General features: G+C 52.4%; 23 protein-coding genes and 1 pseudogene. 17 read left to right on the forward strand and 7 right to left on the reverse strand.

Annotated features, from left to right (window positions below; translation table 11 throughout):
- Positions 1–14 precede the first annotated feature (14 nt).
- Both ACQ4W7_RS26340 and ACQ4W7_RS26345 read right to left on the reverse strand, forming a co-directional pair.
- Positions 15–350 (reverse strand): PepSY domain-containing protein, encoded by a 336-nt coding sequence (locus ACQ4W7_RS26340; protein WP_196855215.1) that lies wholly within the window; start codon positions 348–350, stop codon positions 15–17.
- A 206-nt stretch (positions 351–556) separates the two neighbouring features.
- On the reverse strand, positions 557–1,507 hold the full coding sequence (locus tag ACQ4W7_RS26345; RefSeq protein ID WP_436534468.1) for a site-specific integrase: 951 nt from the start codon (positions 1,505–1,507) through the stop codon (positions 557–559).
- A 253-nt stretch (positions 1,508–1,760) separates the two neighbouring features.
- Here ACQ4W7_RS26345 and ACQ4W7_RS26350 point away from each other — a divergent pair, with 253 nt between their 5' ends.
- On the forward strand, positions 1,761–2,789 hold the full coding sequence (locus ACQ4W7_RS26350) for a DNA-binding protein (RefSeq protein ID WP_436534470.1): 1,029 nt from the start codon (positions 1,761–1,763) through the stop codon (positions 2,787–2,789).
- 256 nt (positions 2,790–3,045) lie between these two features.
- A complete protein-coding gene (locus tag ACQ4W7_RS26355) occupies positions 3,046–3,288 on the forward strand; it encodes a hypothetical protein (protein WP_436534472.1) in 243 nt (80 codons plus the stop codon).
- Between the two features lie 364 nt (positions 3,289–3,652).
- Here ACQ4W7_RS26355 and ACQ4W7_RS26360 read toward each other — a convergent pair whose 3' ends face one another.
- Positions 3,653–4,030, reverse strand: a complete 378-nt coding sequence (locus ACQ4W7_RS26360; RefSeq protein WP_436534474.1) for a helix-turn-helix domain-containing protein — start codon at positions 4,028–4,030, stop codon at positions 3,653–3,655.
- 413 nt (positions 4,031–4,443) lie between these two features.
- Between ACQ4W7_RS26360 and ACQ4W7_RS26365 the strand changes: the two genes are divergently transcribed.
- Genes ACQ4W7_RS26365 through ACQ4W7_RS26380 form a run of 4 tightly spaced genes read left to right on the forward strand, consistent with a single transcriptional unit; the run spans position 4,444 to position 9,999 of the window.
- On the forward strand, positions 4,444–5,664 hold the full coding sequence (locus tag ACQ4W7_RS26365; protein ID WP_436534476.1) for a site-specific integrase: 1,221 nt from the start codon (positions 4,444–4,446) through the stop codon (positions 5,662–5,664).
- Positions 5,664–7,187, forward strand: a complete 1,524-nt coding sequence (locus ACQ4W7_RS26370) for a site-specific integrase (protein ID WP_436534478.1) — start codon at positions 5,664–5,666, stop codon at positions 7,185–7,187. The genes ACQ4W7_RS26365 and ACQ4W7_RS26370 overlap by 1 nt, the downstream gene beginning before the upstream one ends.
- A complete protein-coding gene (locus ACQ4W7_RS26375; protein WP_436534480.1) occupies positions 7,184–9,505 on the forward strand; it encodes a hypothetical protein in 2,322 nt (773 codons plus the stop codon). The genes ACQ4W7_RS26370 and ACQ4W7_RS26375 overlap by 4 nt, the downstream gene beginning before the upstream one ends.
- Before the next feature lie 14 nt (positions 9,506–9,519).
- Positions 9,520–9,999, forward strand: coding sequence for a hypothetical protein (locus ACQ4W7_RS26380; RefSeq protein ID WP_436534482.1), 480 nt, complete (start codon positions 9,520–9,522; stop codon positions 9,997–9,999).
- Between the two features lie 48 nt (positions 10,000–10,047).
- Here the strand turns inward: ACQ4W7_RS26380 and ACQ4W7_RS26385 are convergent, their stop codons facing one another.
- The gene (locus ACQ4W7_RS26385; RefSeq protein WP_436534484.1) at positions 10,048–10,293 is read right to left on the reverse strand and encodes a helix-turn-helix domain-containing protein; all 246 of its coding nucleotides are present in this window, start codon (positions 10,291–10,293) and stop codon (positions 10,048–10,050) included.
- A 117-nt stretch (positions 10,294–10,410) separates the two neighbouring features.
- Here ACQ4W7_RS26385 and ACQ4W7_RS26390 point away from each other — a divergent pair, with 117 nt between their 5' ends.
- From ACQ4W7_RS26390 to ACQ4W7_RS26425, 8 genes are all read left to right on the forward strand, one after another.
- A complete protein-coding gene (locus ACQ4W7_RS26390) occupies positions 10,411–10,806 on the forward strand; it encodes a hypothetical protein (RefSeq protein ID WP_436534486.1) in 396 nt (131 codons plus the stop codon).
- A 134-nt stretch (positions 10,807–10,940) separates the two neighbouring features.
- Positions 10,941–11,408, forward strand: coding sequence for an antitoxin VbhA family protein (locus ACQ4W7_RS26395; protein WP_436534488.1), 468 nt, complete (start codon positions 10,941–10,943; stop codon positions 11,406–11,408).
- Between the two features lie 738 nt (positions 11,409–12,146).
- Positions 12,147–13,841, forward strand: a complete 1,695-nt coding sequence (locus ACQ4W7_RS26400) for an HsdM family class I SAM-dependent methyltransferase (RefSeq protein WP_436534490.1) — start codon at positions 12,147–12,149, stop codon at positions 13,839–13,841.
- Between the two features lie 40 nt (positions 13,842–13,881).
- Positions 13,882–14,916, forward strand: coding sequence for an ATP-binding protein (locus ACQ4W7_RS26405; protein WP_436534492.1), 1,035 nt, complete (start codon positions 13,882–13,884; stop codon positions 14,914–14,916).
- Between the two features lie 23 nt (positions 14,917–14,939).
- Positions 14,940–16,241 (forward strand): sensor histidine kinase, encoded by a 1,302-nt coding sequence (locus ACQ4W7_RS26410; protein WP_436534494.1) that lies wholly within the window; start codon positions 14,940–14,942, stop codon positions 16,239–16,241.
- Position 16,242: 1 nt separating this feature from the next.
- Positions 16,243–17,349 (forward strand): hypothetical protein, encoded by a 1,107-nt coding sequence (locus ACQ4W7_RS26415; RefSeq protein WP_436534496.1) that lies wholly within the window; start codon positions 16,243–16,245, stop codon positions 17,347–17,349.
- Positions 17,336–18,082 (forward strand): hypothetical protein, encoded by a 747-nt coding sequence (locus ACQ4W7_RS26420; RefSeq protein ID WP_436534498.1) that lies wholly within the window; start codon positions 17,336–17,338, stop codon positions 18,080–18,082. Before ACQ4W7_RS26415 ends, ACQ4W7_RS26420 begins: the two co-directional genes overlap by 14 nt.
- A gap of 99 nt (positions 18,083–18,181) precedes the next feature.
- The gene (locus ACQ4W7_RS26425; RefSeq protein ID WP_436534500.1) at positions 18,182–18,973 is read left to right on the forward strand and encodes a hypothetical protein; all 792 of its coding nucleotides are present in this window, start codon (positions 18,182–18,184) and stop codon (positions 18,971–18,973) included.
- 195 nt (positions 18,974–19,168) lie between these two features.
- On the opposite strand, the gene ACQ4W7_RS26430 is transcribed toward ACQ4W7_RS26425, so the two are convergent.
- Together ACQ4W7_RS26430 and ACQ4W7_RS26435 are read right to left on the reverse strand one after the other, a co-directional pair.
- A complete protein-coding gene (locus ACQ4W7_RS26430; protein WP_436534502.1) occupies positions 19,169–20,833 on the reverse strand; it encodes a hypothetical protein in 1,665 nt (554 codons plus the stop codon).
- Between the two features lie 406 nt (positions 20,834–21,239).
- A pseudogene (locus ACQ4W7_RS26435) lies at positions 21,240–21,843 on the reverse strand (NAD(P)H-binding protein).
- 312 nt (positions 21,844–22,155) lie between these two features.
- On the opposite strand from ACQ4W7_RS26435, the gene ACQ4W7_RS26440 reads away from it, so the two are divergent.
- Both ACQ4W7_RS26440 and ACQ4W7_RS26445 read left to right on the forward strand, forming a co-directional pair.
- Entirely contained in the window at positions 22,156–23,727 is a 1,572-nt protein-coding gene (locus ACQ4W7_RS26440; protein WP_426071055.1) for a PA domain protein, read from the forward strand.
- Between the two features lie 246 nt (positions 23,728–23,973).
- Positions 23,974–25,344 (forward strand): chitinase, encoded by a 1,371-nt coding sequence (locus ACQ4W7_RS26445; protein WP_436534504.1) that lies wholly within the window; start codon positions 23,974–23,976, stop codon positions 25,342–25,344.
- Positions 25,345–25,380: 36 nt separating this feature from the next.
- Here the strand turns inward: ACQ4W7_RS26445 and ACQ4W7_RS26450 are convergent, their stop codons facing one another.
- A complete protein-coding gene (locus ACQ4W7_RS26450; protein WP_436534506.1) occupies positions 25,381–25,965 on the reverse strand; it encodes a TetR/AcrR family transcriptional regulator in 585 nt (194 codons plus the stop codon).
- A gap of 92 nt (positions 25,966–26,057) precedes the next feature.
- On the opposite strand from ACQ4W7_RS26450, the gene ACQ4W7_RS26455 reads away from it, so the two are divergent.
- Positions 26,058–26,462 carry a nuclear transport factor 2 family protein gene (locus tag ACQ4W7_RS26455; RefSeq protein ID WP_436534508.1) on the forward strand — a complete coding sequence of 135 codons (405 nt, stop codon included), beginning with the start codon at positions 26,058–26,060 and terminating at the stop codon, positions 26,460–26,462.
- The last annotated feature ends 58 nt before the right edge of the window (positions 26,463–26,520 follow it).

Genomic DNA, 26,520 nt, shown 5'->3' on the forward strand with positions numbered 1-26,520 from the left:
ATAGTGGCGTATAGTCAATCTCGCTTGTCGTGGTCGTCGTCACGATCCGCTTTGTCTTCGGCGGACGAAATGACCGTGCCTTTGTCGGCATCGACCTTGACATCAAAGACCTTGGCCCCACTGACGACTTCCACGTCGTAGACCCAACCCTGTTTCGAGTTTTCGTACTCAGCGCGTGCAGCCTTGCCATTGGCGTGTTGCTCGGCAGTGGTGACGGCCTGAGCCAGCGGGATTTTGGCTTTGGTGATGGCCATGGCATCGTTTTCCATGCTGCCTTGGGCGGCATAGGCAACGGTGGCCGCAGCGGCGATGGCTGCGGCCAGGATAGAAAGTTTGCTGTAGCGATTCATGGTGCTTCTCCAAAAAGAACGCAGGTATTTGCGTAATGGAGAGACTACGGAGGATGACTTAGCTGGCACTGAGCCGCTGCAAAATAGTTTAGTTTTGCTTTATTTACTTTCCGTTTTCTGAGACGCCTCCAGGGAGGACGGCCCATATCAACCCCATCACTTCATGCCAGTTGGCCCTGCATACGGGCTCCAACCCAAATGTTTGATTACTTTCTCGCAGGAGGAAGAAGGATCTGCTCGATGCGGCGCCGGTTAAATGAATCTTCCCTGTCAATGTAACGCATGGCAGACTGTGCGTTTTTCCAGCCGACATGTTCCATCAGCGTTTTCAGATCCCACCCATTGGCAGTCGCCCAGGTGGCAAAGCCGCGGCGCAGCGAGTGGGCGCTGTACAACTCAGGTGCATCCACGCCAGCTTCTTGCAGGATATTACGCAGGAGCGGCACCAAGCTATCGATGTTCAATCCGTTGACGCCGATGTTGCCCCAGCGGTCAATGGCACGAAACACCGGTCCAGCCGTCAATTTCGCTGCGGCGATCCATTCCTCATAAGCGCTGACCGGGCACAAGCGCGACAACAACGGCACCTTGAAATTGCCACCCTTGAGCTGGCGATCGCCTTTGGTGCGCGGCAAGAAACAAGTCATCCCTTCACCTGGCGTGATGTGAATATGCTCGATCTGCAAGCGCGTCAGCTCATCGCCGCGAAACCCGCGCCAGAAACCGAGGAGAAACAACGCTTTGTTGCGGCGGTACCGCAACTCGGTGGCCACTTCACCCTGGGATTGCGCGGCGTCGACGTTGGCCGTCAACCAGTGATCGACCGCCATGAGTTGATCGATCTGGAATGGTCTTGCCCGCTTTTCCTCGGCTGGGTGCAGCGTCTGGATACCGCGTAAGACTTGGCGTACTACCGGAGCCTTGGTTGGGTCGGGAAAGCCCTGGTCGAGATGCCACTGGGCTAATGCGGCCAATCGCTGACGCAGGGTGTTGATGGCATACTTGCCGGCTCGGTCGGCTAGGTAGCGTGCCACGCTATCGGACGTCGTCGGCAAAAAACCACCCCATTCAACTTCAAAGTCGCGGACCGCGCTTCGATAGCTCTTTCGCGTGTTCTCGCGCGTGGCAGCCTGCAGAAAGAGGTCGATATCAGACATGGCATGGTAAGGCAGAAAAAGCGGGCGGGTAAGGTCGGCTGGGTAGATCGTCGCTAGTGGCGTTGCCAATTATGTCCGGTGCTATCGGCAAATGTACAGCAAACGCGGACAAAATGGCACGAAAAGACGTTTGACACAGGATAACCATATATTATCCGGCCCCAATTTCAAGCAGAATCTCGCCTTGATTTTCTCTAAAAATGGTATGTAATTACATGGTATGTAAGACGTTATCTTATTTCATGGAGTGGTCATGGCTCGTGCTGGACTTTATCATTCTGATGTCAAAAAAGCACGCGATGCCTTGCTTGCGCAGGGGCGTCATCCTTCGGTTGACGCAGTGCGTGTTGCGTTGGGCAACACGGGCTCCAAAACCACTATCCATAAATATCTGAAAGAGCTGGAAGCGGAGGAGGGGAGTATCGATGGTCGCAAAGTGTCGATCAGCGATGCGCTGCAGGATATCGTGACGCGACTGGCAGCGCGATTGCATGATGAGGCGAATGAACGGGTGTCAGTGATTGAAGCGGTCAGTGCCCAGAAAGATCAGGCGCATGCGGTAAACTTGGCTGCCTTGCAGCAGGATCTGGCTTCGTTGGAGGAGCAACTGCGCCAGGCCAGGGAGCGCGTCGAAGAAATGGGGAGAATGCATGTCGTCACCGATGTCCGTCTGCAAGAGGAAGCGATCTCACGACACATTGCGCAACAGCAGGTGGCTGACCTCCAAGAGCGCTTGGCCGAGAACGAGGTGCACCGGCAATCACTGGAAGAAAAACATACACATGCACGCAATTCCTTAGAACATTACAGGCAATCCGTTAAAGAACAACGTGACCAGGATTTGCGGCGCCACGAGCAACAGCTCCAACAAGTGCAAGCAGAGTTGCGACAACAGCAACATACCCTTATACAAAAGCAGGAAGAATCGACTCGCTTAAATCAGGAAGCTGCGCGGCTGGTTACTGCGCTCTCTCAGGCCGAAAAGTCGCTGTATGATGAGCAGACAGCAGGGCGCCGATTAACCGAGCAGCTTGCCGCCAGTCAAAGTGCCGCGCACCAAGTCGAAGTGATATTGGCTCAAGTCGCCAGCAACGAGCGGCTGATAGAGGCACTTGGGGACCAATTGGTGCAGGCGGCAGCGCAAATCGAGGTGCAGTCAAACCAGTCGCGCACGCTGGAGGCTGCATTAGGGACTGCGCAAGCAACGCTGGTTTCACAGCAAGACACTATTCGTGAGCTGAGCGGCCTCCACTCGAGAGCAGAGCATCATGGCACCTTGTAGTCACCCCGCAAAGTCACTTATCGAAATCCACACAACAATTTGAGTGCCTTTGCTGCCAGCTTAGGAATTTTTGATGTGAAGCCAAACAATTTCGGTGTCTTTGCATCTATAGCGATGACCTGGATAGCTCCCACATTTCATATTCTTCCTGTTGACAATAAATTACTTGCATTTGGAAAAATACTACCTATAGTGTGAATATCTAATAGATTTACTAGATATGGATATCCCGGGTTTTCTTTTTAAGGAGAAATGCATGGCAGGTAAAACCACTGGCGGCAAGGTCGCCACTACAGCAGGGCGCACGCTCAGCAATCCGAACGCCTCGACACTGCAACGTAGCTTAGCGGGCAGCGCACTGGCACAATCTGGCACTCAAAAAGTGACGGGCAAGGCAATGGAAGCGAAAGCGTCCACGGCGCTTCAGAACGCTAATTCAGCAGCTACCACCAGATCGCTAGCTGGTTCGCTGGTATCGCAGTCGGACAAGAAACGTTAACCGAACCTTGACTGACGGCGCTTTGACTTTGATACAGCTTCGGCCGTCAGTCAAAACAAGGTATTTTCGTTCCTGCAGCTGGCTGAAAGGGCTATGCGTATGCTCCGCTTTGGCTCATGGACAACAGTTCTGCAACCAGCTATTGGCCCACAAAGGTGTCCAGATAGCTTGCAGGAGTCGCACCAGCCAATGCTAGCAGCGGTTTGAGCAACCAGCCCGATACCCAACACGTAGCGTCGAACCCTGTAGGATCGCCTGACTGTTCAACCATGGTTTGCGCCATACCAAAGTGTAGGCATCTTTAGGAAAACGCTCCGGCTACGGGCAATTCTTATGTATTGCTAGCATCAAACTCAGCCCAATACTAAGCTGACTGGTCTGCCAGTTTGCGCGGCTTGATCAGCGCCTCAGCAGGAATGCCAAGCCCCGCATGTAAACGCCGTATCATCGGCAAAGTAAGCGGGCGGGTTCCGTTCATGATTTGGTAGACGCGGGCCAAGCCACCGATCATCGGCTGCAGGTCCCGAACGGTAAGGTTCTTCCGCTCTAAAGCAAACTTGATGGCGTCGATGGGGTCTGCCACCTCGATAGGAAAATTCCTGGCCTCATATGCCACGACCAGCGTCGCCAGAACATCAAGGCGATCTCCATCCGGCGTGCCAATTCTAGCCATCATCAGGCCTTCAATCTCCCTCAGCGCCGCACGATGGTCCGCTGTCGAACGGATGGGGTTAATGTTCATGATTTGCTCCTAGCTGGTTTTCGCATCGATCGCGTCACATTTAATCATAACGCACAGCGGGAACAGATTTTTGCAAATATCTGGTTCAACCTTGAGCAAGCGAATGGCCGGCGTGCCGTTTACGTAAATGTGCCAACAAAGAAATTTCATCTTCTGTATTACCTAACCATGCCTACACGGTGTCAAAAACGTCGAAAGTCACCGTGTGTTAAGCATTAGGTAAGAAGTGTCGGCATATTTAGGTAAGCGCGCTAGACGACCAGAAGTACCTCGCACTCTCCGTCCTCCGTTTGACATAATATAAATTATGCGAAGGACTGGTAGTTTACGGAGTGTTGCGCATTTTGCTCAAGTACCAAATCGCATACCCGATTAATGGTATGTTTAGGTGTTGCGGTGAACTTAGGATGCCGATGCTAATTCAACTTGCCGATACGCACATCCCTTCAAGCCTTTCAGGTCCGGTTTTGGTTGACCGACATGGTCTGCCGCGCTATTGGGCAGTCGTATGGTCAGCCGCAGTTACTGGCGCCTTGGCCAATTCGACACACGTCAAGAAATTGCGCTACATCGAGAACCTGTACCAACACGCCGATGAACTATGTGGGCATGGTTCACTGGACGACGCGCTCGGTACATTGAATGACTGCCGCCTGGCTGAAATGCTTGAATCATGGTTCATTTCCATCCGCAATCAAGCCGTAACGACTGAAGCTGATGAGACACGCTGGCAAGTGGGATTGGGCTTCGTGACCTCGATTGTGTCTTGGATAGCAAAAAGCGACTCTCACAAGACATTGCTCCTGATCGAAAGCCGACTTCATCAACTGTCAGTCCTATACAGCCAATTTCGCGTGAAGAAGCGCAACTCGCCAGAAATGCTCCGTTCGCTGCCGGCGTCTACCGTTGAGGTGTTGTATCAGATCCTAGACCCCGAATCCCAAGATAATCCATTTCCTCGCGTTCAGACGCGCTGGCGTGTGTATGTGGCGTTTATTCTGATGCTCCACCAAGGATTACGGCGAGGCGAGGTGCTGTTACTTCCTGCGGACGCAATTAAGAGCGCTTTTGACGCAAAACTGGGACGTGATCGGTGTTGGATCAACGTTCGGGAGAACGATTACGAAAGCGCTGCCCAAGACCCTCGTTACTCCAAACCGAGCATTAAAACCAAAGATTCGATTAGGCAAATTCCAACCAGCGAAACCACGGCACGCATCATTGAGTCATATACCAGCAATTATCGAGGCCGCCCTCGGCACTCATTTCTGCTGAATTCCAAGTCTAACGTACCGCTATCGACTGAGGCGCTTACGAAGGCATTTTCTGTGATATCAGGTAGACTTCCAATTCACGTGGTAAGGGAACTAAAGTCGCGTACAGGCAAGACGACTGTTACACCGCATGATCTTCGTCATACCTGTGCTGTGGTTCGTCTCCATCAGTTACTTCAGCACGGTGACTCGATGGACGAGGCATTGCAAAAAATGCGAACATTCTTCGGTTGGTCACGCCAGTCAACAATGCCATCTCACTATGCCCGGGCTGTTTTTGAAGACCGACTTGCGGGCATTTGGAACAATGCTTTTGATGATCGAGTCGCCCTGCTGCGCTCGATTCCTAAGGAGTACTAATGCCCGAACAGCGACCTGCTGAGCTGAATCCGTCAGATGCATTGATTCAATTCTGCGCAAGCCTGCAGCCACTACCATCCGTGCTAAGGTACTACGATGAGTTCGACGACACTACGCGCTCTATTCGTGCCCCAGTAGACGAAAATGTTTTTGAGCTCTTTTTCCATGGCCGAAGCGTAAAGATTAGCTTCGATCAACGTAATCCTTACTGTGTGCTTATCCTTAAGCACACCCTAGCACTAATGCTTGAACAGGACCTCAGCATTAGAACGGTCGCAAGTTATTTCTCAAGTCTGTATCATTTGAGTGACCATGATCTTGTTGTTCTGCTGCAAACTGGCCCCCTTGAGGTCAGGCAACTATGGTCTAAATGGCGGGCGCGTGAACTAGGAGCCGGTAGCTATTTGCTCGTCAAACACATTCTGCATTTGCTATGCACATATCGCTGGAATGGCTGGTCACATGAGTATCGTAGTTACCTGCGCACTACTCTCCCCCTCCCTGCTGTTGATAAGTACGCGGGGGTTCGCGCTGGAGATGTCTTCCTGTCTTCTGATGAGGAAGCAGTAATCGTGCGCTATTTTGATGACATGGTGAGTAGTCTACGAGCAGGTAACTATGTCCCCTACTCCACCATTGCAGACGCTGGAATGGTGCTATGCGCCTACCAGTTTGCGATGCGCCCTGTGCAAATTGCTATATTGGATGCCAAACACGTACGCATCTGGCACGATAAAATCGACGATGATCCAACTGTGCACCTAACCTTCCATATGGCCAAGCAGCGCGGGGCAAAGCAGAGAATTCAATTGACGCGTCGAGTTAAGCGCGAATGGGTTCCAATATTTGTTCATTTAAAGTCGCATTTAGATAAAATAACAATAAGCGGTTCTGAAAAATTCTTCCAGATAAAGTCAACCCTTGAAGTTAGTCATCGTATTTCCACACTTGTTCGTAGCATCATTAGCTCTGATGACCTTGGAACTGCTTCGGATCTGCGCCATACGGCCGCACAGCGGTTGGTTGATGCCGGCGCTAGTCATGAAGAATTAGCAGAGTTTATGGGGCATGCGCAGACAAATACAGGCCTAATCTATTACGCAACATCGGCATCGCACGCCGATCGAGTGAATCGGGCATTAGGGGCTTCTGAGGTCTATCGTCGTGTTGCCCGAATTGCACATGACCGTTTTATCTCTCCAGAAGAACTGGCTGCACTAAAGGATGAGCAACAAATAGCGGCAGTTCCGCACGGGATTCCAATCTCCGGCATTGGCGGATGCAACTCAGGGCAACCATCGTGCCCATATAGCCCAGTCGCATCATGCTATGGATGTCGCAAGTTTATGCCCGTTAACGACAAGGGGCTACATAACAAGGTCTTGGGAGATATGCGAGAAATCGTGCTTTTTTTTGAGCAAAGTTCGCGGGCCGATTTGAAGTCGCCAACCTATATGCAGCTTCAACGAACTATCAGCGAGATTCAAACAGTCATCGACGAACTTGAAGGTGATTGCGCATGAACATACACTACAAATCCTTCATTGAACTCGGAAAATCGTTGGCCGTCAGTAAAGAACTTCGTTGGGATTTCAAGATCAATTGCGACGGCTATGCTGTCGAGGACGCTGGTTGGAACTTGACGACGTGCGTGGGCGATGTCCCTCCGCCAGCGTATTATCTGCGCGATTTGGGTACTGATTCCAAAACACTCAGTATCATCAATCTCGAACGCGCAGCGAGCGGACTCGTACCGTTACATCAATGTGCCCTTTCGTCTGCCTGGCAAGACTTTATTAAGGCGGCGGTCATCGAGCAATTACTGGTCAAACGGAACTCGTCTGGATACGTTTATCAAAGCATAGCGCGCCCTCTCCGCGTCATGGCAACGTGCGTAGAAAGAGAGCCGTGGGAACTTAAATTGGACGACCTTCAGTATGCCATTCGCATTGCAAGGGCCGTGCAGGCGTCCGGCAAACTTGGCGACCTCCTTGCCGGATTGGTCAAGATCATTCTGGATACCAATCATATTTGCGATGCGGGCCAAATGTATGGTCTGCTTGGGGTACAAAGAGTTCAAGTGACCAGCGTGAGATCACGACAGACCCTGTCAGAAGACGAGCTTCGCTCAAAGCTGGAAGAGCGTAAACGCGTCGAACGACTGCCGTCCCGTCGAGCCTTTTGGGAGTTAGTACGTATTGTAATGACCGAGCGCCCTCAGTCGTTCATGGATGAACTTCGGTTCGCTGCGACTCGGACGATGATTATTACTGGGTTGCGCGCTGGTGAGGTTACCCTGCTTCCGGTCGACTGGAAGCGTGAACGAACTTATATCGATGCGAAAGGCCAAGGTTCAGGACAAGTGGGGGGATTTTCCACTGCACTTATGCTTCGGCACTTCGCGGAAAAGCAGCAAGAGGAAGAGTCGGACAGTCGAATATTGCGGGAAAGTACACAGGCGGTACCGGAGATGTTCCGTACGCTATTGACCGAAACCTTGGAAAGAGTTGCTTATATAACAACTCCGCTTCGGGAAACGTTGAAAATGCAATGCGAAACGGGTCGACTGTTGCCATGGTTTCGCGAAGACGAGGTTGTCCCGTTCTCAGATATTTACACCCGTCTCAGTGGCAATCCATTCTGGCTTGACATAGAACGCGACCATTTTATCAACGAGTATCGTAAGGATTTTGACCCGGCCATACTACGTGAGCTACACAAATTTCAGGCTGAGAAGTCCCTTGGATCTACCCGAAAGCTCGATATGGCAATTTACATGTTCGGAAATCGCCTGCAAAAGCAAATGCGTGCCGGCGAAACTAGTATGCGCTTCCGCACCTCAACAGGTGTTCTGATTTATGATGAAGCAAGAATGTCTTGGAACAATACCTATTTGAATGTGGGAGAACTGGAGGAGCACATTCGAAAAATGACCCCATCCAAAATGCCGGACCTCTTACCAATGACCGCCGATTCTGGTGTAGTTCAGTCTTGGCAATTGCTCTTCTTGCATCCAAAGCGTTCTCTCTCCGAAGAGCGCAATGACGGGATTTGCGACGTTACGCGCTACTTTTCGATAAGTCGTCCTGATTCGCGTTTGGTGGGCATAGGACTAGGTGATCACGACAAGATCCCATCTCTGTTCGAGCGCTATGGCAAGACTAAGGCGGACCAAGAATTGCGTTTAGAGTCCCACATGTTGAGACATTTACAGAATACTGAGCTCTTCCGGTTAGGTGTCGCTGATACGATTATTTCGAAACGCTACAATCGCCGTAGTGTGGCACAGAGCTTTGAATACGACCATCGCAGTTTAGCTGAAGAACTTGAACAGATTTCAATTCCCGAAGAGGTTGAACTGTTGCTTGGAGAAAAGGCCACTACAGTAGCTAAGATGATCAAAGGCGGCAAGGCCAGCGGTCCTATTGTTGAAGCATTCGTCCGAATTCAAGCTAAGGATGGCGATGCTGCGGCGTATGAATACCTACGCGTCGAGGCCGACGGATTTCACGCAACCCCCTACGGTCATTGTCTAAATTCCTTCACGGTGGACCCCTGCCCTAAACATCTAGAGTGCTTTGCGAATTGCCGCCATCTCTCCGCAACAGGGCTGCCTGAAAACACGGTAAATCTGATTCGCCTTGAAGGGAAATTTAAAGCAGCAATCGAGACAATACGGGCGCGAACATCCAATAGCATTGGGTGGAAGAACCAGCTTCAGCATGCTGAAGAAAGGCTTGCCGGAGTGCAAAGGCTTCTTATTACACCCGATGGTGAGCGGGCCTTCCCAGACGGGGTGGATCTGTCAATTCCGCGTGCGCGTGATGTGGTGGACGAATGAGTGAGGGAAAAGCAATGCAGGAAAACGAGGCTGCGATGCTACTAATTCTCGAGATGCTGCTGGCGGACGACCAGGACATCACCGCACGTGCCGTCGCGCGTTTGCACCCCAATATCAAAGCTGCGTCATCGATCACGCGTAACGAGTCCAGGAGTGCTCTTCTGGCTGACTACCAAGGGCGTCAGCATGAGTATAGGGCATGGCGTGGCCGAGTCGGAAAGCAGTCCGCTGTTGAAGCTGCCGCAGCACTGGCCAAGAAAGAACGACGGATCGTCGAACTGGAAGCCAGCGTTCAAACTTTGACTGCCGCTCATGTTGCTCTGTTACGTGCCGTTGGAGCAATGGGGGGATTCAGCAGGTGGGCGCAATTCTTCGAGGGTCATCAAGAGGTACTGCGCACGCTGACGGATTTGGGGGCGATACCGGATAATGTGACTAACATTCAAGAAGAACTTGCTACAAAGCACCTCTCAGACAAAGCCAAAAGAAAATGAAGTGAGCGCGCCAATATGACTTTCTAATGCTGAGGAGCAAGAATCTACTTAGATTCCTGCACGCAGAAGCAGCTCGGAGGGAGCGCAATGCAATGCACGTGAAATTCGTATTATATTTACAACGCTCACATTTCGCTCTCCACGCTCAATCTTCCCCATGTGACTTCTGTCAATCGAAGACCGATGTGCCAGCTCCTCCTGGGAAAAACCTAGGTTCTTACGCAACTCACGGATGGTACCGCCAATTGCTTTTAAGTAAACATCATAATCTGAGGTTTTGGAGGCAGAATTCATACCCCATGTTCAAATTATCGGGCAAAATAGGCCACGGCATTTACGACCCATTTTCAACGTGCGGGATTCCACACGCACTGGAGGTCAAAGTAGATGAGACCAACCAGGGGGAATTCGATGAAAGAACCTTTGCCACCTTTAATGGATCTAGTCGAGCTTAAGAAAGATATACTAGATAAGCATCCGAGTGCTGCCCTCCCCTGCCAACTCTCGGATTTTTGGCTTGATAGGATTGCAGATAGCCTTGATCAAGTTCTGGAAAACCCATGCGATGAGTCACGCGACTACTTGGCGGGGCCTATTGCTCTTGTCGCTCATTTGTTGTTTGCCCGTTCGTCGTCAAGTGAGCTGGAAGTTAGTCAGTTGCACCTCTATGAATACCTGTGTGCGTACCGTGTTGAAGTTGCCCTAGAGGTAATGAATCGCCGAACGGACCTCAGAGCTACCTCAGCTTCACTAGAGACTATTTTTACCGACAGACCACTAACATCCTCTTATGCCTATCCAAAATAAGCATCGACCCGCTACTCACGTCCTGCGAAGGCAGGACCAAAGACAGCGCGCCTATGGACCTATGTATGCGATGACCGGCCCGCCGGCGATACCGGCCGCCAGTAATGTGGTTCGCCTAGATAGAGGAAGAGCGCATGGATACTGCTAAGAAAGAGCGACGTACACGCGTTGGAATAATGCTCGCCAACTTTAAGCGAGAAGGCGGTGTACCCGACGCTGAGCACATCGCATTGTTAGGCCGCTATATTGAAGGAACTGTCACTTTCGGCGACCTGTTCGATCACGCCCGGAAATACGTCACGACCACGCAGGAAGGAGAGCAAACAAGGTGCGATATCGAAGACGTTTCTGCGCAACTCGTTCGACTAAGTAAGGAGTACGACGAGAGCTGCACTACCTATGATGAGGATCGTAGACAGGCGACCTTGGCCAGTATCGGAATGAGCGCTGAGCAACGTAGGCGTCAGGACGCAGTCGACTTCGCGCGTTCTTCGTTATTTCTATCAGGGCTTAAGGTGAGCGAAACCTGCGAACAGGAAGTCGCTCGTTTTGTTCGCGGTGAAATCAGCATTGACGAATTGTTCTCGCTAGTGGCTCCGTAAATTGGAAACTGTTATGCGCGCTCAGCGATAGTTATTAGTCCCACAACGTTAGGCGCTCGCGCAAACCATCCAAGCCCTGCGTGACTTTTGCACCGAAATTGCTGGCAAGCTCAACCGCGCCGGCATAAGTCCAGGATGGAAGCGTTTATACATAAAAGCTACTCCCGTGGAATGCTTCAGGTTAACTTTGAGCTTCGCAGGGTCGTAGCGAATGATCATGCATTTACGGCGCACCGTATCTCTGCAACGTATGTACTAGCGATGAGTGACCTTCGCTAGGTCCGTATGAGCTGGAAAAGGTCACCTGTGACCTCAATACAGGTCATGTCAGTGTTGCCTTATGGATACTTATCGACAGGCAATAGTTGCTTTAATTGAAGTTGTTGCCATAATTGCTATGACAAGTGCTCTCGGTAGGCACACCAATGCACCGTCGTAGAAGCACCGCCGTCAATGCAATCGATCCTAGGCGACAGGCGTCGATTGCTTTATGCTGTCACTTGTCTGTACTCAGAAATACTAAATTGTGACTAAACACGCTCTTACTGAAGTCTCTTTTGGGACCGTCATTATTCAACGGGCGCGTAGGATCGCGCTTGATGCGAACTTACTACGTACTCTAGGAATCGCCGAAGGCGACACCGTCGAGGTGGTACTGCTCGTAGATAGTGCCGAAATAATCTTACGCCGCGCCGCCGATAGTGAGATAAAGACGATTGGAGTAGGAAAAAACACGCAATGAGTTCAATGCTGGAAAATGAAGCCGATCTCGGGATCAAACCTGATTTTGGAGTAAAGTCGCACGATATCGGCCACCGTAAAAAAATTGGAGCGTTCTATACGCCCCTATCTGTATCCACAGCCCTTTCAAATTGGGGTATCCGCTTGCCGACGGACCTTGTGCTGGAGCCATGTTTTGGCGGTTGTACTTTTCTTGAGGCTGCGGTGGCGCGTCTTAGAGGACTTGGAAACACTACTCCAGAAGCTAACCTTTATGGTTGCGATATCGACCCGCTCGCCTTTAGTTACCTGAGGACGCGCGTCAAACCGGCAACTATTGCCGGGCATTTTTTCCAACAGGATTTCCTTGATTACTCTCCTGGGCAATGCTCTGCGGGGAAAATGGATCTGGTTATTGGAAATCCTCCATACATTCGCCATAGCAATTTTTCAGCCAAGCAAAAGGAGACTGCCGCTCAAACCATAAATGCTGCAGGCGTTAGCCTACATGGAAAAGCCAATCTATGGGCTTATTTCGTGGTTCATGCATTACAGTTTCTCAAGCCAGGTGGGCGCTTGGCACTTGTACTTCCTGGAAGTTTTCTATACGCAGATTATTCAGCTGCTATTAGGCAGCTTATACGAAGCAAGTTTGAACGTGTGATGGCATTTACTTTAGCTGAGCGGCTTTTTCTGACTGAGGGGACAGAGGAGACGACAGTTATATTATTGGCTGAGGGGTTCGGTAAGTTAGCCTTGAGCGATAGGGTTATGGTGCAGTGCCTAGAAAGCACCAAGGAACTCACTTCTTTGATGGATAACTGGCCGGTTGATATCAACGTTCAAGAAGTGGCCTATCCTGGTCATGGTCTTGTGCCTGCGGATGTGGGAAAGTTGCATCAAAGTCTTGCATCTCTTCCGGATATGCACTCGCTAAGCGACCTCGCCAGTGTAAGAATTGGATTGGTGACAGGCGACACGCCGTATTTCGTTAAAAGTCGCTCTGAGTGGCGGCGACATAAGATAGAGAACTGCCATCTCAAGTACATCATGCCGCTTAGTCAGTATGTTTCAGGTATTGCTATTAGTTTAGACGACTGTAGGCACCATACTAAAGACGATGTTCGTTGCATGGCATTATGGACTCCCTCGGCTCCGCGCAATAAGCTGTTGGTCGAATATCTTTCGACCTATCCGAAGGATAAAAAAGATAAAAATTCTACGTTTCGACGTCGTCCTATCTGGCATCAATTCCGAGATGCGCACGGCACGCCAGATGCATTTTTTGTCTTTATGACTGATCTAGGGCCGCGTATCATTCTCAATTCGGCCGAGGTAAACTCAACAAACTCAATGTATCGTGTTTATTTCCATGACGAGGTGACGACGACACAAATGAAGCTCATAGCCCTGTCGATGTACACTACTTTTACGCAACTAGCTGCGGAAATAATTGGGCATCCGCGTGGATCCGGAGCCCTGAAACTTGAGCCGTCAAGTGCGCTGAAACTCACGTTGTTTTTGCCAAAAAATAGAAGTTTGACCGATATTAACGTAGCCTTTAATATGGTCAATGAGAGGTTACGCCAAGGAGACGCGGCAGGTGCTCGTCTATGTGCTGATGCGTTTCTCTTCAATGACGCGGAACTGGCAGCAGCACTTCCCGTATTACATTCTGGATTGCAAACTGTCCGCAGTCGGCGCATTCGTTAAAACGAATGCTAAGTATTGTCCAAAACGAGAAAAGAGACTTATGAGCGAGCTAGAAACCCTGCGCCATATCATCGCTGAAGAGCTTACAAAAGAACAACCTAACTGGCATCTTATTGAAAGGCTCAGTCGTAGTGAAGTTGATAATAGTGTGCATGCCGTCCGCTTTAGCGTTGATGCCGGCCATATCCAGCGGTTGGGGCTTGAACTGGTCGCCAAACAAGAAACCGCGTTGGCTGAACTTATTAAAAATGCATATGATGCGGATGCCTCTCAGGTGATCGTCACATTCCACAATCACGACAAGCAAGGCGGTGAATTAGTAATCGAGGATAACGGTTTGGGCATGACGCTCCAAGTTGTACGAGATTCTTGGATGAGGCTATCAACCGCACACAAGCAGACGCAGCCCATATCCCCCCGCTACCAGCGACTGCGGGCAGGCCGTAAAGGTATTGGTCGTTTTGCCGTGCAGCGCCTCGGTAAGACTCTTATGATGGAGACAGAGGTCGTCGGTAGTGAGCTAGGATTAAGAGTCTCGTTTGATTGGGATAATCACTTTGAGTCCGGCCAAGACCTGAACGACATATTTAATCATGTCGAACAATATCAAAAACCTATAGAGCGCGAAGGTACGCGGCTTCGGATCGGACGGTTACGTGAGACTTGGTCCGAAGCAGCATTGAACCGGGTTTGGAAGATGATTCTATCATTGCAAAGCCCCTTTTCTGCATTGACAGATGCCCCCAACATTCTCACTGAATACGTAGATCCTGGCTTTGAGGTTCAGTTAAACGGAGAGTCGACCCGACAGCGTAAAACAACGTTAGGCATTGAATCTGGATTTCTTCAACATGCCCTAGCGACGATAACAGGTAGCGTTGATGAAAATGGTACTGCCACAGTTCGTGTAGTATCAAAAAAAACAGGGCTTGATGATAGCCTTGTACATAGAGAGAAGATAACTCTCACAGGGCCATTTAAATTCACTGCCCGATATTTTATTTATCTATCGGAAGTCCTGTCAGGCTTAAGTGTCCCGCTAGCCAAAGAAATGGATCCGAATATGGGGGAATAAGGATATATCGAAATGGTTTCCGGGTGGCGCCTTACGGTGAACGCTCTGATGATTGGCTAAGACTAGATCGTGATACCAGTCGCAGGGTCATCATTGTCCCCGCCAACAACGTTAATTTTTTCGGCCAAGTCTCTTTGAGCCGCGAGGATAATCCTAACTTTGAGGAAACCAGCAGCCGCGAAGGTCTGATTGAGAATGAAGCATTCGAAGAGTTAAGGTCAGTTGTTCGTTCGTTACTTGAGTGGGCATTCTTGCGTGTCGCAGCATCACGTGGTCGCAAACAAACGGCGAGTCAGAAGGATTTTGTGTCCACGGCTCGGCCGCGCAAACCCAGTGAGATTATCGATACACTTTACACCACGATTGGAGCGAAACCATCAGACGTTGGACGATCGTCTATTCTTGAGGCGGCGGGTGGCTCTAGTGATGCGCCTGATCATCCAGCATCACTAGGACCCCACAACACGAAACCAACCGAAATTGCAACGGCGCTCCTCGCTTTGGACCAAGCCCGAGAGGAAGCAAAACGATGGGAGGCGGAAGTGGAGCTGCGTGAGGCGGCGTCGTTGCAGTATGAAGAAATGCTAAGAATTTTGGCGTCGCTTGGGCTTTCAATTTCTGTATTCGGGCATGAAATAAAGGGAATTCGTGGTTCGGTAGCAGCGCATCTCACGGTACTGAGCTCTCAGGTATCTGGCCTTCCGCTTGACGCTAAAGGCGCATTGCCCGCAACTATTGATGGACTGAAAAATGTGACTGGTCGCATGTTCGATTTGGGAGGATATATTGCAGGCCTTATGTCCAACACAGAAAGCAGAGAGCTACGGCCTATTTCTCTTAAAGGTGCTATTGAACACTTCCATCAACAATTCGCACAATATTTAGATCGACAAAAAATTACCTTCGAATGGGATGTTAAGCCAGCTCATTTGCGAACTATTGAAATGCACGCGAGTGAACTTGACTCGGTATTACTCAATTTCCTCACTAATTCTATCAAATCGATGAAAGCGGCTAAAGTGATGCCTCGACTAGTTCGGGTTAGTGCTCGAGAAGACGGTGATCTTATTGTGTTGTCGTTTGAGGACAATGGATTAGGTATTAGTGAAGACAATAAAGATCGTATCTTCGATGCTTTTTATACTACCGCTGTCAACCTCGATTCGGACGACGGTTTGGCAGGCTCCGGAACTGGTCTGGGTTTAAAAATTGTGAACGATATCGCGACTAGTTACGGTGGCGCAGTCACTGTTGAGACACCTAGTGATGGTTATACTTGCAACATTGAGTTCCGCGTGCGTGCGGATGGCACAAAAAAGGAATGATATGGGTTACAACGGATTTTATGTAGACGATCTTGATGAGATATATGCGACGCTGTTGTCGAGCACAGGAGATCACGGGCTCACGATCAATTATTGTCGCCTAGACGAAGCTGCCACGCTTGCCGGGGAATTGTTTAATGCACAACCTGATATCGTTGCGTTGGATTTCCGCCTGGATGAAAATCCAGAGATGATTGAGCCTGAAAAAGCTTATAACGGCAGTGGGCTCGCACAGCTCCTCAGGGATAAAACAAGCGCGGCGCCAGAAGATGACTTCCCTATCGTCCTGATTTCTGCCGAGGATAAACTCGAGCGCTTTTATCGTCCCGATGGCACCGCTCATGATCTGTTTGATCGCATATATAAAAAGGACGAAGTTGCCAGTAATCCTGACCCCGTTAAAGAACAACTAATTTCCCTGTGCAAGGGGTACAAAGAAATTAAAGCTGTTTGGGGTGGCGGTATGGAGAGGCTATCTGTTTTCGGTCTGGATAGGGAAGAACTGGCGTCGATAGCCAATCAGGAGCTTCGTGCCGCTATGCTCAACGCCGGCGCTCCCCACATCGCGGCCAGAACGATTCTCAAGGGAGTGATCGACAGGCCAGGCATATTGCTGTCAGATAATGAGCTCGCTGCTCGCTTGGGCGTAGCGGCACTGGGCTCGCTGGAATCGATCCTGATCGATCAGAAAATTCAGTACGCGGGGGTTTTTAACGAGGGGTGGCGCCGTTGGTGGGCTCACCGCTTTGATGACTGGGCAATAGCGTTGTTTGGCGCTCGTCCAACAACAATGACTGGTTCAGCCAGGGTGAAGGTGCTCAACGCTCAGCTTGGCTCTAACGTACAGCCTGCGGTATCGACATGGAACAAATCTTCCGACGAGCGTTTCGCATTTTCTTGCGCAGTCTGTGATCGGTCAGGTGAAATACGTCATTCCGTTGCCGCATTTGATCCTCATGCGCCGAAGTATAGCCACAGAAAGCGCATCTGCTGGGATTGCATTCAGACAGAGCGCTACCTGACGGCGAAGATTGAAGTTGATGACGTTGACGCGAACTTGGTCGTCGAGGTAATGAGCAAACCAAGGACTGACGATGCAACCTCTTGATCGTCAAGGCAGTGATATTAATGTGGGGCAGATTACGGTAACTGCTGGTGAGATGGCCGATGCCATCAACACAATCGCTAACAAGATGTTAAGTGTCGGCATCATCACCCCAGAAGGTTATGCCGCACTAACCGAAGAAGGACGTCGACTTAATCGGACTCCTAAAGCGACATCTTGGCAGGTAGAAATCCATAGAGAAAACGCCATCATCTTTACGGACACGCTCGATGAAAGGGCTGAGTTAATCATTCCCCGAATTTCATGCAAAGGCATCTCCGTCGAGCAGGTGCAACATGACTGCCCTCCTTTCGCCTCGTTAGATGTCGCTCTGGAGATTCAGGATAGTTTGCGAAATTCTTTGTCGCGCTGGCATGTTGATTGGGCAAATTCAACCGATGGTGTATGCCAGTCCGGCCCACTGGTTCATTTACAATTTGGTGGTCATCGACCTGGGCAACGCGATACGGACCATCCATTAAAAGTACCACGGTGGTGTCATCCACCGATGGACATCTTGCTGTTGTGTGAGATGGTGGCGGCAAATTTTTACGAGGAGCAGTGGGAGGAGTTACGCGAAGATCAGAACTGGTGCAAGGCAATTGCAACCGGGCAAAAGCTCTGTTATTCGGCATATTTGCGCAAGATGACCGAAGGACTTTCGATAAGTAGCAAAACTCTTCTTCATTCGATGTGGGCTTCAGAGTGGCGCGTCGCTCCAGGATCTCATCGTTAATTTGCAGCGAAATCTGACCTATTTCGACGCAAAATTTAGAAGACAAACTAGTCCACGGACCGATATTCCACGCGTGCCATTAGTAAAACGGGAGTAGATATGACGACAGTAAACAATGCGATTCCTTGGGGGCCGATACGGTCGACATTGACTGAGAAATTCAGTTTTAGCGACATCAAGCAGATCGTCGGCTATGGTGATCTGGATATGTCGCGACTTGCACACCTTGAACAGAAGCCTCAGAACGGTGCTTCAAAGTCCCAACTTTTGAGCGAAGTTGACAAACAAGTTGGTGCGATGGATGACAAGCACCGTGGTGCCTTTGTTTCCATCTGTTGCGAAGAGATGATGCGTCGGAAAGCCGAAGTCGTTGAGGAACTGGATCGTGTCTTCTCTCGGTTGGGTTGGAAGTTCTCGGGAACAACACTTGTTCCCATTGAAGTTTTCGATGCTACAGAACTAGCCGATATCCCTGAGTCGGCGCGGGCTGACATCCAGAAGGCATCAAGCAGACTGCGCGACGGTGACCTAAGTGGGGCGCTCTCTGCAGCCTGTGGCGCTCTAGATTCCGTGACCAGCGACATTTATATTCAATACGGCTTAGGTGATGCCGGACGGGCATCGTTTCAGGAGCGAGTCAAGAAATCCATCGACGCCCTAGGCGTGAAAGACAGTCTGATGCGAGAACTAACTGAGATAGGTTGGCCAGAATCTGACTCTAAGCCACTATCTTCAAATATCGAAGGATCACTAAACCAAGCAGCGTTTGTGATGCAGAAGCTGCGGTCCGACATGGGCGATGTTCATGGCACCAAGCCCGTCATAAGTGCACTGGTCTACGACTCCATCAAGTGGTCATCCTTGCTACTTAGAGTCCTGGCCATACGTTAAAGGGCTGCGGACGTGCCCTTTAACGCACAGTTACAGTACGCCGAAATCCTCGATTCCCGGCCATGAACACCTCTGGCGTGTATTGAGCCCTCGTCCAGATTTGCGCGCTTCATCGACCGAACTGGAACGATCGGCTGGCCGATTGAACTTCGCCTAATGAGATAGCCCCCTGATTCGCCGGACACAGCTTATCATTTAATCCGCGCTCGGCTTCAGCACTCTGAAATCCTCAGGCGCAAACCCATAAGTATCTAACAAAATATTTTTTGCCCATGTTTGCCTTACTGATACGGGCTCTCGTGTGGTCAGCCATTCGAAGTCTAGATCAAAATCGCCATCGCTAACCATCCATTGCCGAGAAAGAAGATAAGACGCGTTCCACTGGTAAAACGCATTGAACATCTCTTGAACATTTTCTTGGGGAATGCTCTGATGAAGCCTAGGACGAACTTCTCCATCCGCGGCATCAACGAATAGAGGTTCATGATTTGCAAACAGATCTTTGGCAAAATCCGCAGCCTTCCCCACCTCCCCAACTGACCAAAAACCGGGCCAACAAAAATATTCCGGATGCTTCGACTTGCTTTTTTGAAATCGAAGGAATTCGCTGAAGAACAATTTTATCGGCATGTTTACTGCGTCAAATTTCATTGCTGTAGCATCATGCAGTAGTCGCACACACGATGCCTCATTTTTCGACCACCCATTCACCTTTTCCCAAATTTGGCGGGGAGAGGGACAGACAATCGCCTTAGACAGAAGTTCGCTAGCGTGCAGGAATTCATCCTTAGAGCATTGAACGATTGATTGCTTGAGCTCAGGATGCTTGTCCCTGACCATCCAACAGAGCATAGTGAATCTTAGTCCTGGATCTACCGATTCAAAAAAAGACTCTGGGTCTATCACATCAAAGGGGAAGCCGTCGCCTGGATTGATCGCAAGGTCACAAAGCAACAGAAACAGATTTACCAGCGGATCTAATGGTGACGTTGGCCAAGGCTCTTTTAGCCCTTTAAGAAACGCTTCGAACGCGGAGACGTAGACGACGCCAAACATTCCGCTTTCTCTTGCCGCTGGCAGATCGAATTTTCCGCTAGATGCGCTGTGTAGAAATTGGATCTGAGAAAATCGTGCCTGCCCCTCAAAAATTTCCCGTGCGCCTATAGCGGCAAGCCGAACGACATCACCGGTGTAGAAATATTCGCTCTTCGACTCCCGCGCCCGTCGAAAACCATCTTCCCAAGTGGAAGGATTTGGCAAAAATGCACATGTAGGATCCTGGGTCGCGGCTATAACTCGCAAAACAGATGCCCACATAATATTATATGAGTGCCCTATGCTCTGAAAATATGGATCAGCAACCAAGTGTTCAACAAATTTTGGCTGGATCATAATGCATTTGGCGTACTCAATGTCGTGCCAGTTGTTCATCGCAAAGTTGATGTTCATCTGAAACTCTGGCGCTAAGGGCTGGACAGATGAATTCGAAATATCAAAGCGGCGAAGAGGCTTGATGGGGCCCAGTTGCGAGAGAATTCCTTTAAGGAACTGCTCGTTGATATGAGCCTGAGCCGGTAGGGACAGACTCATCATGAATCCTGCAGTAGAACCAATGTGCTGCCACCAATGTATCGTTTCATGAAAATATGTGGATGTAGCTTGTATTTCCTCCCAGCTCTTGGCTATTGCCTCCCCCTCCCGACGTTCGCGTGCGGCTAGAACCTCGTGGATGTGTGGTGATAAGCGCACGACATAACTGAGCGAATTATATAGACCATGGGCGTTATAACAGGCTCCCAAAGACGGCGGCGAGAGCCATCCTTCGTTCTGGTCGTTCAAAATTGATTGGTCAAATAGCATTAGTCTTACCGGGATGGAGAACTTCAAGAACAGGAACCGCTTCGGAGAACCTTTAGGTCGCAATAGCCATCATCGCACAGAAATGTCCGAACCGATCAATGGGATTGCATAGCGCAACGACGCCCAATAAAAGATACGTTTGATGTGACATATCTGTTGTGTTTTCAAATGCAGATTACGCAACAAAAAAGCAATCACATAGAGGCAACAATTATCTAAAAATTTCCCTTGCGGCAGCCCACTCCGCTCCTATGTCATCTGACGGCAAACCGTCGCAACAGCCTTCCGTATGTACCAAGACTGCGAAATTATGGATGAATTTGAAAGAACTCCCATTTTGCCAACTCCCCAATCGCAAATGCGATTTCCCTTCTCTGCGCGCAGCTGCCGTCTTTGCTTGGACAAGCTACATGAAATACGGCTTTTCCCCGTCCGTGTTCGGTTTGTTCACGCCCAGGTTGGTGTGCAGGTGCAATTCTGGCGCTTCGATGATGCTGGTGATCAGGTTTGCCACGCTCCTGCGCGACACCACGGTGCCTTTGAATGGCGCGTGGCGCGTGGTCAGTTCGTAGTCGACTTCGTCTTCGTCCGTCATCCAGGCTGGGCGCACGATGGTGTATGCCAGGCCCGACACTTCGATGGCGTCGGCGGCGCAGCGGAATGGTTTCAGGTCTTCGGCCAGCCTGGCGTTGTTCCACTCGCCAAATTTGCCGGGAACTTCATCGTAGATACCCATCGACAGGACGAAAACCAGGCGTTCGACGCCCGAGGTCCGCATGGCGGCAATGATGCTGTTGGCCTGGTCTTCCATGTCGTCGCCCAACCAGATTGGCGTAGACCAAGTCGTGTCCGGGCATCGTTTGCTGCAGCAATGCCTGGTCCAGTACATTGCCGGCCAGCACGCTGCCGTTGGCAGGGACTGGCGTGGGCAGCTTGCCGGGATTGCGCAGCAACAGCGTCAAGGCGATGTCTTCACTGCCTGCCAAGGCGCGGATGACCCACTGCGCCAAGAATCAATATCTTTTTCATCATTTTCGCTCTCATCATGGCACAGTGCCATGCAGGAAGTTACAGGCTTTCTTTGACGAAAGGAACACGGCGCGCTTGAAAAAGAGGCAAAGCCCGTTTTCACGGGTGCAGGCCCAGCGCCTTGTCTCATGGTAAATTGCCGCTCGTGAGAAGTTTTCCATTGCCTGCGATATCAATGAAATCAGGGCGTTGAAGACTACTTTGAATGCGAAGTCTCAACATAATGCTGTGCATCGAGCACGTCGCTGGCCCTGCTGATCGAAGCGTCGGCATCAAATAATCAGGAGAGACGCATGACCCAGGCGCATCCACACACCGCGCTTTTACCTCACTCCCGCCGCTTTCTGTCCCTTGGCGCGCTGGCCATCGCGGCCGCCTTGTCCGCCTGCGCCAGCAAGCCTGGTCCTTGGCCTGCGCGCGCCCTGCCGCCGTCGGCTGCCGTGACGGCCGATGCCACGCAGTTTCTGTCCAGGAAACAACTGGTTGACTGGCAATACGACCTGGACGAGCGCCGCCTGCGCGCCACGGGATCTCCCCGGCATGAAGCGTATATCGACGTCCTGCATGAACGCCTGGTGCGCGCCGGTGTCAAACAACTGCGCTTTGAGCAGGTCAGCTTCCGGCAATGGTCGGTGGAACGGGAACACTGGAGTCTGGAAGTGACCGATGGCGAACGGCCTGGCATGCTCGTTTCGGCCGGTTATATTCCATATTCGGGCGTCACGCCGCCGTCCGGCCTTGTCGCGCCCCTGGTGTACCTGGCGCCCGGCAGCCAGCCCGATGCCAGCCTGGCCGGCAAGCTGGTGCTCGTCGAGATGCCGAAGGTGGCGTGGACGGGCAAGGTTTTCCACGATTCCGCCGTGCACATGCACGATCCGCAGAACGCCATGGGGCCGGAGACGCCGTATGCGCGCCCATTCCAGATGCTGGGGCCGTTCATCGCCTTGCTGGACAACCTGCAGACGGCTGGTGCGGCAGGCGTGATTGTCATTCTTGATGCGCCAGCCTCGACGGCGTACGGCCTGTATGCGCCCTACGACGGCGTGGTGCGCCAGCTGCCCGGCGTGTTTGTCGACCGTGAGCGGGGCCGGCGCCTGCGCGACAGCGTGCTGGCGGGCAAGCCTCCAGCCGTGAGGCTGACCATGGATGCCACGGTGCGGCAAGTGCAGACGCGCAACCTGGTCGGCATCATCCCCGGCAAGTCCGAGGAATTGATGGTGCTTATCAGCCACACGGATGGCCCGAACGCGCTGGAAGACAATGGGCCGAACGCCATCGTCGATATGGCCCAGTACTTGGCGCGCCTGCCGCAGGACAGCTTGCCACGCAGTATCATGCTGTTGCTGACGAGCGGCCATTTCGCTGGCGGCGTGGGTATCGAGCAGTTTATTGATCGGCACAAGGATGATGGCTTGACGCAACGGATCGCTGCCACCCTCAGCATCGAGCACCTGGGCGCGCTGGAAGTACTGCCCGACAGCAACGGTTATTTGCGTCTCACGGGCAGGTTCGAGCCGGCCGCCCTGTTTTCGCCGCGCACGCCGGCCCTGATGAACGCCGCATATGCCATGCTGAAGCACGCCGATGCGGCCCCCGCATTCGTGCTGCCGCCCACCAATCCCGGGGGGGACGGTAGTCCGAAGAATGCCGCCTGGCCTGGTGTAGGCCAGTATTTCTGGGCTGCGCAGCGCATTCCCACGATGAACTACATCACGGGACCGAACTATCTGCTCAATTACGGCGCCGACGCCGTGACGCGCGTGGACTACCGGCTAATGCAGCGCCAAACCGTGGCCTTGACGCAGATGCTGCTGGACCTGTCGCGCGTGCCGTATGCCGATTTGCGCAAGGAAACAGCGCCGTAGTTGTCGCGGGAGTCCACCTCCCTTCCCCACCCTGCTCCCCGCGCGATTCCGGGCACCATACCAGCGCACTGGAAAACAGGCACTGGTATGGCCCGTATCGCCCTTGCCGTGGGGTAAGCCCGCAACTGGTATTGTGATTTTGCGCAAAGAATGAAACCAGTTGACGACCACTTGCAATGCTTGCACTCTGAAAAATCGGACGGTGTCCAGCCGGCCGGCCATGAAAAAAATACACAAGGAGATGCAATGAACCAGACAGTCATGAATACCCTTATTCTTACCCTCTTCGGGGGGACGTTGGCCGCCTGCGGCGGCGGCAGCGACGGAGCCAACGCCGGCGCAAGCCAGCTGCTGGCCGGTGCGACCTCAGCGGTGGCCTGCTACACGCCATGGAACAGCGGCACCGCCTACAATGGCGGCGGCCAGGCCAGCTATAACAACGTCAACTACACGGCCAACTGGTGGACACAAGGAAATAACCCGTCGACCAGCAGCGGCGGCGCCGGCAGCGGCCAGCCGTGGAAGGCGGTGGGAGACTGCGGCACGCCGACACCCACGCCTACGCCAACTCCGACACCCACGCCTACCCCAACACCTACGCCGACTCCGACTCCGACACCTACTCCGACACCTACTCCCACCCCGACACCGACACCGACACCAACGCCCACCGGCTTGGCAAAGCACGCGCTGATCGGCTACTGGCACAACTTCACCAACCCCAGCGGCGCCACCTACCCGATCAGCCAGGTCAGCGATGACTGGGATGTGATCGTCGTCTCGTTCGGCGACAACGCGGGCGGCGGCAATGTCAGCCTGACCATCGACCCGGGCGCGGGCACGGAAGCGCAATTCATCGCCGACGTGGCCGCCAAGCGGGCGAAAGGCAAGAAAGTCATCCTGTCGCTGGGCGGGCAAAACGGTTCCGTGTCCGTCGGCAACACGGCCGAAGCGACGAATTTCACCAACAGCCTGTACGCCATCATCACCAAGTATGGCTTCGACGGCATCGACCTAGACCTGGAAAATGGCGTGGCGCAAGGCGCGGCTATCCAGACTTATTTGCCGATCGCCGTGAAAAACCTGAAAACCAAGGTCGGCAGTGGCTTTTACCTGTCGATGGCGCCGGAATGGGTGTATGTGGAAGGGGGATACACGAGTTATGGCAGCATCTGGGGCGCCTACATTCCCATCATCAATGCCTTGCGCAGCGAACTGACGGTGCTGCACCCGCAGTACTATAACAATGGCGACATCTACACGCCGTATGCCACGGGCGCCATCAAGGCCGGTTCGGCCGACCAGCTGGTGGCCACGGCGCGCATGCTGATCGAAGGATTTAACTATGGCGGCAACACCTTCGCCGGCCTGCGTCCGGACCAGGTGGGCTTTGGCGTGCCATCCGGCCGCAGCTCGGCCGGCTCGGGTTTTACCACCAACGCCGACGTCAGCAACGCCCTGAATTGCCTGACGCGCTTGCTCAACTGCGGCACCATCAAGCCGCTGCAGGCGTATCCGGACTTCCGTGGCGTGATGACGTGGTCGATCAACTGGGACCGCCACGACAACTATAATTTCTCCGTGCCTACGAAGACTGTGCTGAAGACCCTGCCGTAACTGGCTTGGCCCGTCTGCGCATGGGAGGCAATCCGCTCACATGCGCAGCAGCGCGGCGCCCAGCAAGCGCATGTGCAGCGCAATGCCCTGGCGCAGCGCCTCCCCTCCCCCTTGCGTGTGCTTGATGCCATCCATGGTCGCCACCAGCAAGCCGGCCACTTGCGCGGCAGTTGCCTCCACCCGTCGCAGCGCGATATCGCCCACCGCTTCGGCCTGTTCCAGCGCACCGGCCAGCGATGCCACCAAGGTTGCCCGCGCATTCAAGGTGATGTCGGCGGCCAAGGTCATGTTGACATCGAACAATTCCTGCCCGTGCGCGCTGGACGAAATTTCCGCCTTCAAGCCTTGCTGGAATGCCAGCAACGCCGTCTCGATACGGGCGAAGACGGGACCGGGCTCGGCCAGCGCCGCGGCCACTTGCGCCATGACGCTGGCATGCGCTCGTTCGGAACCGGCGCGAAACACGTCTTCCTTATTCTTGAAGTGCAGGTACAGCGCGGCGCGCGACATATCGGCAGCCTGCGCGATGTCGAGCATGGACGTCTTGCGGTAGCCGTAGCGGCAAAACACGGCCAGCGCCGCATCGAGTATCCGCTGGGTTTTCAAGGTGTGGAGTGACATGTGGGCATATTGACACTTTGAATATATAGTGTCAACATGACTTTTGGATAACTTACGTCAAAGTATCACACTCTATACGGAGGGATGGAATCATGGAAGAACAGGAGCCTGGCCGCCAATCGGCCTTGCAACAGGCGGAACAATTGCGCGACATCGAACGGCGCCGCCTGCGCGCGCTGGTCGATGGCGACCTGGCGGTGGCGCACAGCTTGCACGCCGATGATTTTCAGCTGGTCACGCCCATCGGCAGCATGCTGTCCAAGGAAGAATATCTGGGAGCCATCGCGGCAGGCCACATGCGCTATCTGAGTTGGGAGCCTGGCGAGATCGCCGTGCGCCTGCACGGCGATGCGGCTGTCCTGCGCTATCAGGCCCAGCTTGAAATCAATTTCGGCGGCCAGGCCGTGCCCCGCTCGCGCTACTGGCATATCGACAGCTATGAGCGGCGCGATGGACGCTGGCAAGCCGTCTGGTCGCAGGCGACGGCGATACGCTGACGGCGATGGCCGCAGATGGCTGCAGATGGATGCGTCTGCAGCAGGGGCAATTGATATT

It is taken from the genome of Janthinobacterium algoris, assembly GCF_051380935.1.
GTDB lineage: Bacteria > Pseudomonadota > Gammaproteobacteria > Burkholderiales > Burkholderiaceae_D > Janthinobacterium.

Excerpts from the sequence above, each read along its gene's own strand:
- ACQ4W7_RS26340 (WP_196855215.1), bottom strand. The coding sequence starts at position 350 with ATGAATCGCTACAGCAAACTTTCTATCCTGGCCGCAGCCATCGCCGCT.
- ACQ4W7_RS26345 (WP_436534468.1), bottom strand. The coding sequence starts at position 1,507 with ATGTCTGATATCGACCTCTTTCTGCAGGCTGCCACGCGCGAGAACACG.
- ACQ4W7_RS26350 (WP_436534470.1), top strand. The coding sequence starts at position 1,761 with ATGGCTCGTGCTGGACTTTATCATTCTGATGTCAAAAAAGCACGCGAT.
- ACQ4W7_RS26355 (WP_436534472.1), top strand. The coding sequence starts at position 3,046 with ATGGCAGGTAAAACCACTGGCGGCAAGGTCGCCACTACAGCAGGGCGC.
- ACQ4W7_RS26360 (WP_436534474.1), bottom strand. The coding sequence starts at position 4,030 with ATGAACATTAACCCCATCCGTTCGACAGCGGACCATCGTGCGGCGCTG.
- ACQ4W7_RS26365 (WP_436534476.1), top strand. The coding sequence starts at position 4,444 with ATGCTAATTCAACTTGCCGATACGCACATCCCTTCAAGCCTTTCAGGT.
- ACQ4W7_RS26370 (WP_436534478.1), top strand. The coding sequence starts at position 5,664 with ATGCCCGAACAGCGACCTGCTGAGCTGAATCCGTCAGATGCATTGATT.
- ACQ4W7_RS26375 (WP_436534480.1), top strand. The coding sequence starts at position 7,184 with ATGAACATACACTACAAATCCTTCATTGAACTCGGAAAATCGTTGGCC.
- ACQ4W7_RS26380 (WP_436534482.1), top strand. The coding sequence starts at position 9,520 with ATGCAGGAAAACGAGGCTGCGATGCTACTAATTCTCGAGATGCTGCTG.
- ACQ4W7_RS26385 (WP_436534484.1), bottom strand. The coding sequence starts at position 10,293 with ATGAATTCTGCCTCCAAAACCTCAGATTATGATGTTTACTTAAAAGCA.
- ACQ4W7_RS26390 (WP_436534486.1), top strand. The coding sequence starts at position 10,411 with ATGAAAGAACCTTTGCCACCTTTAATGGATCTAGTCGAGCTTAAGAAA.
- ACQ4W7_RS26395 (WP_436534488.1), top strand. The coding sequence starts at position 10,941 with ATGGATACTGCTAAGAAAGAGCGACGTACACGCGTTGGAATAATGCTC.
- ACQ4W7_RS26400 (WP_436534490.1), top strand. The coding sequence starts at position 12,147 with ATGAGTTCAATGCTGGAAAATGAAGCCGATCTCGGGATCAAACCTGAT.
- ACQ4W7_RS26405 (WP_436534492.1), top strand. The coding sequence starts at position 13,882 with ATGAGCGAGCTAGAAACCCTGCGCCATATCATCGCTGAAGAGCTTACA.
- ACQ4W7_RS26415 (WP_436534496.1), top strand. The coding sequence starts at position 16,243 with ATGGGTTACAACGGATTTTATGTAGACGATCTTGATGAGATATATGCG.
- ACQ4W7_RS26420 (WP_436534498.1), top strand. The coding sequence starts at position 17,336 with ATGCAACCTCTTGATCGTCAAGGCAGTGATATTAATGTGGGGCAGATT.
- ACQ4W7_RS26425 (WP_436534500.1), top strand. The coding sequence starts at position 18,182 with ATGACGACAGTAAACAATGCGATTCCTTGGGGGCCGATACGGTCGACA.
- ACQ4W7_RS26430 (WP_436534502.1), bottom strand. The coding sequence starts at position 20,833 with ATGCTATTTGACCAATCAATTTTGAACGACCAGAACGAAGGATGGCTC.
- ACQ4W7_RS26440 (WP_426071055.1), top strand. The coding sequence starts at position 22,156 with ATGACCCAGGCGCATCCACACACCGCGCTTTTACCTCACTCCCGCCGC.
- ACQ4W7_RS26445 (WP_436534504.1), top strand. The coding sequence starts at position 23,974 with ATGAACCAGACAGTCATGAATACCCTTATTCTTACCCTCTTCGGGGGG.
- ACQ4W7_RS26450 (WP_436534506.1), bottom strand. The coding sequence starts at position 25,965 with ATGTCACTCCACACCTTGAAAACCCAGCGGATACTCGATGCGGCGCTG.
- ACQ4W7_RS26455 (WP_436534508.1), top strand. The coding sequence starts at position 26,058 with ATGGAAGAACAGGAGCCTGGCCGCCAATCGGCCTTGCAACAGGCGGAA.